This is a genomic window from Thiorhodococcus minor (genome assembly GCF_010820565.1).
Classification (GTDB): domain Bacteria; phylum Pseudomonadota; class Gammaproteobacteria; order Chromatiales; family Chromatiaceae; genus Thiorhodococcus; species Thiorhodococcus minor.
This window is the reverse complement of the sequence record NZ_JAAIJQ010000141.1, coordinates 1-7,713: the sequence shown is the minus strand read 5'-3', so window position 1 is coordinate 7,713 and position 7,713 is coordinate 1. Positions and strand designations below refer to the sequence as shown.

Sequence of the window (7,713 nt, the reverse complement as noted above, 5' to 3'; positions counted from 1 at the left end):
CGACCAACACGCCGCTCAGCGCTGACTTCCATCAGCTAGCCCGATCGTGTAACCATCAAATTCGCTGACCGCACTCAGCCAATCACCGGTGGTCACCCGGCCGCGCCACCGATGCTTCAAAATCTGATTTTCTTCCCATTCAATCCCCAATTTCCTTACTAGCGCCGAGCGTTGAGTGATGCGCGATGCCCGAAACCTGATTAACCGCATCCAGAAAAATATCCACCATATTTTCCAAAGAAGCCATTCTCAGCACCTTCGACTGAACATTAATCCGTAATCTACCGCGATCACCAAGCCCCAAAGATAGAAACCACTCCAAGGCAGCAAGCACCTCCTCCGAAGAGCACCGATTATCCAACAAGTAACCATCAACCTCATGTTCTATCAGATCGCAAACCGTGCCGTCACCCTTAGCGGCAACGACCGGGAGGCCATAAGCCATGGCTTCATTTACAGCCAATCCTCCAGTGCCGGGCATCACAAAGACATCTGATGAAACAAAATAAAGCTTCAGATCTTCTCCATATTTAGCTCCGGTGAAAACCACCCTCCCTGTTTTAATACATTTGTCTGCGATCTTCTCAAGCTCATGTCGCTGCACACCAGCGCCAACCACGCACAACAATAAGTCAGGACTTTTCTCCGCGGCCTTCTCAAAGGCTAACAGCAAAGCGGGCAGATTCTTTTGTGGAACCAACGCCCCTACAAACAAAACCACGTTTGCGTCTTCAGCAATCCCGCAACTTTGCCGAGCTTGAGCTCGATCAACTAGAGAAGCGTCGTGCGCAATACCCTCCACGTTTACGGTATTCTGCGCAACCCAAATTCGCGACGCCGATATCCCCCGGCTCAATAGTTCCCTCTGCAACTCGCTTCCATAGCAGATATGACCTGCCGCACGCCTAAGAAAGAACCACCGAACAAACTGCCGAACGACTCGCGTCAAGGAAGCCGCGTCTACCCTCTCGTAAGCAGAGCCCCAGAGTAAAAAAGGCACTCTGGCGGCCATGCAATAAAGTAAAGCGCTCGCATGACCAATATGCCCGGGATTGAATAAACAAATTACGGCGATCGGATCTAACTCTTTTAGACGCCCTACAAGTCCTGTCTGCGTACCAATATGCATACCACATAGATAGTGGTGCCCGGATTCCACAACCTGTAGGGTGCAGCTTGCAGACTGTCCGGATGGGATTTCTTTTCCGGTACGATTCTCGCCAGACAGTACTACTAACTCGAAACCCTCCGAATGCAATCTGTAAGCGAGCAACTCGACAAAGTCTCTTCGATAATGCGGAAAATATGGCAGCATCAGAACTATGTTCTTTAAACATTGGCTCATAAATGGGCCCTTTTTCCATAGCCATTCGATAATGGAACGAAGTTAGAACGAATACTCCCAAAAGCGGGGATCAAGAAATCCGATTCTATCATAATCCGATCACGCCCCACCTCCACACTCAGAAGCAATCTCTCTCGCCTTGCCACTTCGATTCCGAACTTGTAGGGGCGTACCTTTACGCTTCGCAGTTCCTTTGCACTCAGGAACTGTGGCCCCCAGTGCACGAAACGCCCACGATAGAGCGATGCCAACAACGGAAACGGCGTATAGAATGGCATACCCGGATCCTCAATAACCTGTTGCCCACTCTCAAATAGACAAACAGACACTTCGTCCGCATGTCTGTGAGATCTTATCTGTCGCCCCTTCGGAATACCGCGAACGGAAATAAAAAACGTATCATTCTTTAATATATATAATCCAAAGAAGTCGAAATAATAATCCGACAACGGCGTTTCTTGAGGCGATCTATGGAGAGGAATCCTATAAGAAAAACGGCCAGATTTCCGGTCTATCCACGACGACTCAGGAGAGCGTTCTTCCTGCCCTGGTGTCATCCCTGCCGGGAGCGAATATTCAAGCTTCGCGGGGAGAATCCCGGACACCCAATGAGATGAGCCACCATAAAGAAAATCATTAATTAAGCCCACCACGTGCTCGCGAGAAAGATCAAAAAGTTCAGGCCCAAATGACCCTTCGTATGGGCCCGCATTATATCTGCATCCAATTCTAGTGAAAAATGCACTGTCACAATCACCGATGTTTAGGATCGATCCGTCCGGACGCTTGATAGCCGCAGAAAAAGCGCCCATACGATGCAATTGAGTTAATAAATCCGGTGTCAGGCTGCTAGTGATGCCTATGGACGACAGGGATACTCCACTCTGACCAAATGTTGCTAAGCCCACGCGCTTCGCAAGAAAACCGACCAACCCTTCAGAGCGAAGCTGAAAAGAGTGCGATCCTTTCCTCCTCAACATTGCCACGAGCAAAGAAACGGAATAGATTGCTACCTCTGACATAAAACAATGATAGCATGTCGAAGCCTCGATACTCGTACCATCCGGATTGAACTGACGATCCAGTTCTTTTATGAACTCTCGGATTGAAAAGTCCAACCATCCTTCGGTTTCCGTCGTCCTCGGAAGGTAGGCACAAGAAAATAATAGCCCAACGATATCGACGAAATAGTGATTGCCGCGCGTAAGGTCACTCCATTCCAGATGTCGCGCAATAAAACGAGCATGCTCATATAGACTGCGCCCAAACACTTCAAGAAATTCTGACCGCCACTTCGCACCAGCACCACGAGCTAAATCGTATGTGATTAGCCACGAACAGCTTCGCAGCGCCACATCCATTGTACATGCCCAATTTACGCTGAAACCGGGTGGATTATTAGCAACGAAATCCAATACCTCAGACTCTATCTCGGCGACCGCTAAATCCCGAATTTCAGGATCCCAGCATGCATACACTGCAAGTACGGGGAGATGCTGCATACGCGAGAGCTCCCATGGCTCTTTCAGATCGACACCAAGAGGCAATCGACTACGGACCTGCGTACGCCACATCTTGGGATCCCACGCGTAACCGCTCTTATAAGCAAGATGCCAATGTATCGGCTCGTAACCTTCTTTATTTATTACGTTCCAGATGCGCAATGCTTCCGAACGGTTCTGCAAATTGACTCCGACAAGCCCATCCGCAGGAAATCTTTCGCGATAATCGAACACAATACCCCGTAATCCTTTCGCAACGGTTCGACGTCCAACTTTCATCCATCCTGAACCCAGAAGGTCAAACTCGTGCCTTAAATACCGAACGCTAATGTCGCGCAAAAATGTCAGTTCAGTACCTGGAACATTCTCTCGATCTGGGCAGGTGAAATATCGCGGAAATAGGGATGGATCAATGGAAACGCCGCTTGCATAGGTTGGCCTGCGTAATGCCAGACATCTTTCCATGAGATCCAGACACCAGAGGCCAACCCGGCTCATCGCGCGAAGCACTAATGCAAACACTCGCGCTTCGACAAGCAAGTCTAGTGATACTCGTCTCACCGTCGCCCATCCCTTGCGGATCTGTACGACTCAAGGATCAAATCCGAGCGCTCTCCAGTCGTTAAGAATGCGCCAGGAGGCAGCGGAACATAATTAGCTACGTGTATTGCCTTGCCAGGATTAGCTGATAGTTCTTCAAGCGCCATCTCATAAGCGGCACGCTCGTTCGGTACACACCATCCGAAGGCCTGGTTCGTCTCGAATAATTCTGGGATATCTCCGACAGGGCATGTCATTATTGGTCGCCTCAATGCTATAAAGTCTCCTAGTTTGTTAGGCCAACGCCCCTTGTTTCTCGGGGAGTCTGAAAGCGGTAGTGCAAACACATCGCACGCGCTCATGAAAACGTTATATTGATTATATGGCTGCCAGCCGACGTCAATCAGATTGGCTTTCGGTACTAATTGACGGATAACGTTCTTGATATAATCATTATCCCCAGACGCCATCAGCTTCAGTTGCGGCACGGTCGAAAGGGTTCGAATGAAAGCGTCAATAAAAGGTGCATTGTCCTGATGATCAGCATCACACAGACCGCACATACCGACTATTATGTCGTCTTCGGACAATGCGAGCGATCGTCTAGCGCTAGCCTTTTCGTACATCTTCAATTCATCATCGATACCGCCGCGCAAAACACTTGCTCGCGCCTGTAGATCTTTAGGTAACCTTTCCTTTAAGGTGTTGGTTATGGGAAATATGATGTCATAAAACCTCTTTGACCGCAGTTCCAACCAGTCTTCTAGCCACGCTAGGAATTTACGAAGTGTACCCTGAGTATTTGCTCCTAACCCTTCCTTGCCGAACCATTCCCACCACTCATCGACCAATATGGAGCGGTGGATAATTTTGGAGAAAGCTGCCGGGATTAGATACAGAGGGCGATGTCCTGGACAGACGTGCACAACATCGTAGTGGCGGGCTACTACGTGATAAACCAAGAAGGCCAACAGAAATGGATTGTAAAACGATGGTGCCGGGACAGCGGAAATCCATTTAGGCGGATGGAGGACGGAGCAAGAGTCATCAGTGAGGTCATCACAGACGAACGTCTTTGGGAAGAAAAGCGTCACCTGATGTCCTTTGGCTGCGAAATGTTTTCCGTAGCCAACGTAGATTCGTGTTCCGCTTGTACGTTGAGTCCAACTCGGCGCTAGAAGAAGAATCTTCATATTCGATATAGCCGACTTACTAACTCAAGTTTCGCAGTTCTGAGAATGTCCGTCTCAGCAGTGACGTGGGCTCGCGGGGTTTCGGTGGGGTTTGCGCGAAAACGGGCAAACCCCTCGAAAACTCTCCCTACCCAGGCGCAGCACCCCTCCAAAAGGGCAAAACTTCAGTTACTAATAGACTGTCCTAAATACCTCGGTGAAGCCGCGATCGGCAGGTTGCTGGATTGCCGGCCCATACCTCATCTGCAGGCACGTGGCGCGTGACAACCGCTCCCGCACCCACAATCGCACGATCCCCAATGATTACCCCTTTCAGAATGATGGCGTTGGTACCAATAAAGACATCATCACCGATGGTCACCGACTTGCTCTTTATGTGAATGTGTCTTGAGTTAGACCGATCCAGTCGATGCTCAGGATCCGTAGAATGAAAATCATGGTCGAAAATACGGACGTTAGCACCGACGAATACACGCTGTCCGAGCGTGATGCTCGAACGGCTCGACAGAACCGCGGCAGATAGTCCCGTGTTGTTGCCAATATGAATCGTGCCGTTAGCAATACACTGTAATACTGTCGGATTGGTTATGCCTACAAGGTTGGAAGCGAAACGAGAGTTGATCTTCACATCGTCGCCGATCCGAATGGCATTCTTTCTTCTCACCGAAATGTAGGTTCGTCCGTCCACTCGTAGGTTGACTCCTACTCGGCAACGAAGGAGATAAAGCTTCGCGCGGGTAATGGCTGTATGAAATCTCGTTGAGATCCCCCTGCGCACGAGATCAGAGACAACGATTAGATGGAAAGGAAAATCGTAGTTCGCAAGGAAAGTAGCAAGGCTATTCAACTTCATAAGCTGCTCATAAACACATTGATGACGGAGCTATCTAACCTCACGCCTCAACAGGAAAACAATCACTCGCTCTGACTTGCCACATGCGAGAAAGCCCTGTCACGAGCTTTGAGGATACTAGTTCTACCGAATAGTGAAGCTCCGGTCTCGCCTCTTCTGTTATTACTTTATCCAAACCAGCTAAGCAAAGTCCTTCCCTGATGCAGCAAGGATGTCCCGATAGGCGTCCCAGGTAGCGGCAGCCACATGTTCCGGACGGTGCCGCGATCTCGCTGCGGAGGCGGCAGCGGCGCCTAGGTGTTGAGCTTTACGTCTATCCCCCATCAACTCCATAGCGGCAGCCGCCAAGCCTGTTATATCGCCAGGCGCCACCAACAAGCCGGTCCTGCCAGCATCAATCATCGAAGAAACACCACCAACGTCGTAGCTAACGCATGGCATACCTGACACCATGGCCTCGGCGAGCGTGTTCGGACTGTTCTCAATTGACGAGCAGAGCACGAACAAATCGCACTGGCGATGCAACTCTGATATTGCAGGGGCAGTTTGAAAGCCGTGGAACCTGATTGCGATACGAGCCTTATCCGCTGTCCTTGCCAATGTTTCTCTGCGCTTGCCAGAGAAGATTCCGACCGCGTCTATCGATACTGCGTGGAATTTCTCGCTGATAACAGCCGCTGCGGCAATCAGATCGTCAAAACCCTTGCGTGGCGCCCCACTGCCGACGAAAAGTATTCGATACCCACCTTTACTTTCCCACTGCCCTTCCCAAAAAACCGGACTCATTGCCTCGCAGATATTGAATATTTTCGCCGATGGATTCAGCCGCCGAACATACGATGTATCAAAGTGTGTGCGACAAGTAAAATTCTTCGTCCTTCGGATGACATTTGCTTCTCTTGGGCGCATTAAGCGGTAATACAGACACGGGTCCATCTTATAATATTCAGCGATGATGCCCTGAATTGAAACAAGATAAGGGTATCCGCTGTGCATCGCCGTAAGTGCATATCCCTTTTCCGTGCCGTGCGCGTGGATGAGATCGGGTTTAATCTGACGCAACTCGAAGCGAACCGCTCTGGCTTCCATACGGAAGCCCGTTGCCGCATCCAGAGGCAAGAACCGCGGCCATCCGCGGTGCAGTGTCGGGACGCCACCTTTCACGATATGGATCGTCATCCCTTCTACTTCCACCGTTTGCGAGTGCGTCACCCATGGCGACACTGTCACAAGGTGAAGGTCTACATCTCCGCGTGCGACCAGCGCCTGTGACAAATTCATGATCCAACTGCAGGGGTGGCTCGAACGCCGACGAAGCGCCCAGAGAACCCTGTCGCCAAGCTGCGATATCGGGTATGGCGCAAGCCACGCAACTCTCATCTTGGTCGACGTCATCTCTCAGGTGATCTCCCCGCTAACGCACAAAAGGATGCTGTAACCCATCCGCGAACACCATATGCTAGGGACTCGGTCTTCCATCTCGCCACTGCGAAGGCTTTCTTGCTTCTGCTCAATGGACACTCTGTCGCAACGCGGCACTACACGAGAGCCCAGCGTTCAACCTCAAGAGATCTAGCGAGGCGCCGCTTCAGAGCGACGGGCCTTGACCGCCTGACTGCTCGGCTCATCTCAAACGCGTCAATCCAGGATCGCTCTAAGGGCCTTGATCATGGTTTCGCCCAAGACCTACCCGTTTAGTCAACTTAGGCGATCAAAGCTACTGAAAATCATGATCTTGCCTGGTCAGCGCGAGGGCGCATCGCGACTGGTGGACCAAACGATGATCAAGGCCGCGCGAAGGAAAGCTCACGCAACGCCCCCGCCTTTGCGGCCATGAACAACGGCCTTCCGATCGTTGAACTAATCCGGTCACACGGACGGACAGTGCCCTTTCAGGCACCTATCGCGCGCCTAGGGTTTTCAGTGAGCGCTCCTTCTTAGGACTCCATCACAGGGGGTAGGGATTTCTTGGTCTCGGCGAAAGCCAGCCCAGAACTTGACGCATCTGGATGAGTTGGCCGGCCTCAAGAGAACTAGTCTCGCCGGATAGCTGAAACGTAGGCGAGACCACTTCTTTACATTGGCTCTTGGCTTAAAACTCAGAATACTAAAGAACAAACTTATCACGATGAGAAAATCTCAGCAATTTGACAGTACTAGCCTTTCTCCAGGCACTGCGGACGACGACACTGTGTCAACACCTTGAGTGCGGTCAGCGAATTTGATGGTTACACGATCGGGCTAGCTGATGGAAGTCAGCGCTGAGCGGCGTGTTGGTCG

At 50.8% G+C, this 7,713-nt stretch carries 5 protein-coding genes; all 5 read right to left on the bottom strand.

What is annotated here, in order from left to right; translation table 11 throughout:
* Positions 1-139 precede the first annotated feature (139 nt).
* Positions 140-1,345: a glycosyltransferase gene (locus G3446_RS24900; RefSeq protein WP_164456389.1), complete on the bottom strand. Its 1,206-nt coding sequence runs from the start codon at positions 1,343-1,345 to the stop codon at positions 140-142.
* Complete coding sequence (locus tag G3446_RS24895) at positions 1,342-3,387, bottom strand: heparinase II/III family protein (RefSeq protein WP_164456388.1); 2,046 nt, start codon at positions 3,385-3,387, stop codon at positions 1,342-1,344. The genes G3446_RS24900 and G3446_RS24895 overlap by 4 nt, the downstream gene beginning before the upstream one ends.
* Before the next feature lie 17 nt (positions 3,388-3,404).
* Complete coding sequence (locus tag G3446_RS24890; RefSeq protein WP_164456387.1) at positions 3,405-4,481, bottom strand: glycosyltransferase; 1,077 nt, start codon at positions 4,479-4,481, stop codon at positions 3,405-3,407.
* A 283-nt stretch (positions 4,482-4,764) separates the two neighbouring features.
* Complete coding sequence (locus tag G3446_RS24885) at positions 4,765-5,433, bottom strand: acyltransferase (protein WP_164456386.1); 669 nt, start codon at positions 5,431-5,433, stop codon at positions 4,765-4,767.
* A gap of 180 nt (positions 5,434-5,613) precedes the next feature.
* Positions 5,614-6,714 carry a glycosyltransferase family 4 protein gene (locus G3446_RS24880; RefSeq protein ID WP_164456385.1) on the bottom strand — a complete coding sequence of 367 codons (1,101 nt, stop codon included), beginning with the start codon at positions 6,712-6,714 and terminating at the stop codon, positions 5,614-5,616.
* Between the last annotated feature and the right edge of the window lie 999 nt (positions 6,715-7,713).